General features: G+C 55.3%; 2 rRNA genes (1 of these 2 running past the window's edge). Both read right to left on the bottom strand.

Going from position 1 to position 2,125, the window contains the following annotated elements:
• Window positions 1–72: 72 nt before the first annotated feature.
• Window positions 73–189, bottom strand: a 5S ribosomal RNA gene (rrf, locus tag AB0O93_RS16110).
• Between the two features lie 105 nt (window positions 190–294).
• Window positions 295–2,125: ribosomal RNA gene (locus tag AB0O93_RS16105) — 23S ribosomal RNA — on the bottom strand (it continues 1,376 nt past the right edge of the window).

Here is a 2,125-nt window from a genome sequence, read left to right as displayed (position 1 = left end):
GTTCGGTTGCGTGTGGGTGTTGTTAACGCGAAAGGGCCACCCAGCGTTGGGTGGCCCTTTCGTTTAAAAGAAGTCCGGCGGTGTCCTACTCTCCCACAGGGTCCCCCCTGCAGTACCATCGGCGCTGAGAGGCTTAGCTTCCGGGTTCGGAATGTAACCGGGCGTTTCCCTCTCGCTATGGCCGCCGAAACACTATTGATGTGTATCGTCAACACACAACATAAGAATTGTGTTGTTGAGTTCCCGACCGTACATCGGGAACCACTCAGTGGACGCAAGCACCAAAAACGGTGTGTTATCAAGTCATCGGCTTATTAGTACCGGTCAGCTTCACGCATTACTGCGCTTCCACATCCGGCCTATCAACCCAGTAGTCTGGCTGGGAGCCTCTCACCCGAAGGTATGGAAGTCTCATCTTGAGGCCGGCTTCCCGCTTAGATGCTTTCAGCGGTTATCCATCCCGAACGTAGCTAACCAGCGGTGCTCCTGGCGGAACAACTGGCACACCAGAGGTTCGTCCAACCCGGTCCTCTCGTACTAGGGTCAGATCCTCTCAAACTTCCTACGCGCGCAGCGGATAGGGACCGAACTGTCTCACGACGTTCTAAACCCAGCTCGCGTACCGCTTTAATGGGCGAACAGCCCAACCCTTGGGACCTACTCCAGCCCCAGGATGCGACGAGCCGACATCGAGGTGCCAAACCATGCCGTCGATATGGACTCTTGGGCAAGATCAGCCTGTTATCCCCGAGGTACCTTTTATCCGTTGAGCGACAGCGCTTCCACAAGCCACTGCCGGATCACTAGTCCCGACTTTCGTCCCTGCTCGACCTGTCAGTCTCACAGTCAAGCTCCCTTGTGCACTTACACTCGCCACCTGATTGCCAACCAGGTTGAGGGAACCTTTGGGCGCCTCCGTTACTTTTTGGGAGGCAACCGCCCCAGTTAAACTACCCACCAGGCACTGTCCCTGAACCGGATTACGGTTCGAAGTTAGATATCCAGAGTGACCAGAGTGGTATTTCAACAACGACTCCACAAGAACTAGCGTCCCTGCTTCACAGTCTCCCACCTATCCTACACAAGCCACACCGAACACCAATACCAAGCTGTAGTAAAGGTCACGGGGTCTTTCCGTCCTGCTGCGCGTAACGAGCATCTTTACTCGTAATGCAATTTCGCCGAGTTCGCGGTTGAGACAGTTGGGAAGTCGTTACGCCATTCGTGCAGGTCGGAACTTACCCGACAAGGAATTTCGCTACCTTAGGATGGTTATAGTTACCACCGCCGTTTACTGGGGCTTAAATTCTCAGCTTCGCCTTGCGGCTAACCGGTCCTCTTAACCTTCCAGCACCGGGCAGGCGTCAGTCCGTATACATCGTCTTGCGACTTGGCACGGACCTGTGTTTTTAGTAAACAGTCGCTACCCACTAGTCTCTGCGGCCACCACGCCCTTTCGGAGTAAATCCTAATAAGCGGATGGCCCCCCTTCTCCCGAAGTTACGGGGGCATTTTGCCGAGTTCCTTAACCACGATTCTCTCGATCTCCTTGGTATTCTCTACCTGACCACCTGAGTCGGTTTGGGGTACGGGCGGCTGGAACCTCGCGTCGATGCTTTTCTCGGCAGCATAGGATCACCCACTTTTTATCCGCATCGTGTCTCAGCCTGTATGAGTGACGGATTTGCCTATCACTCGGCCTACGCACTTGCACCAGGACAACCATCGCCTGGCTTGGGCTACCTTCCTGCGTCACACCTGTTAATACGCTAACCGCACCAGCATGGGGTCATGCGCTAGCTCCTCCCCTCTCACCCCGAAGGGATCGATAAGAAGGAATTCGGGCACTTAGCACCACTGGATTAGCTTGGGCGGTTCTTCGCCGGTACGGGAATATCAACCCGTTGTCCATCGACTACGCCTGTCGGCCTCGCCTTAGGTCCCGACTTACCCAGGGAAGATTAGCTTGACCCTGGAACCCTTGGTCTTTCGGAGGACGTGTTTCTCACACGTCTTTCGCTACTCATGCCTGCATTCTCACTCGTGTAGCGTCCACGGCTGGGTCACCCCGCCGCTTCACTCGCCACACGACGCTCTCCTACCCATCAACACGGCTGGACCACAA

The organism is Microbacterium sp. NPDC077184 (genome assembly GCF_040687055.1).
Classification (GTDB): Bacteria; Actinomycetota; Actinomycetes; order Actinomycetales; family Microbacteriaceae; genus Microbacterium.
The sequence above is the reverse complement of the archived record's forward strand: the minus strand, read 5'-3'. Positions and strand labels throughout refer to the sequence as shown.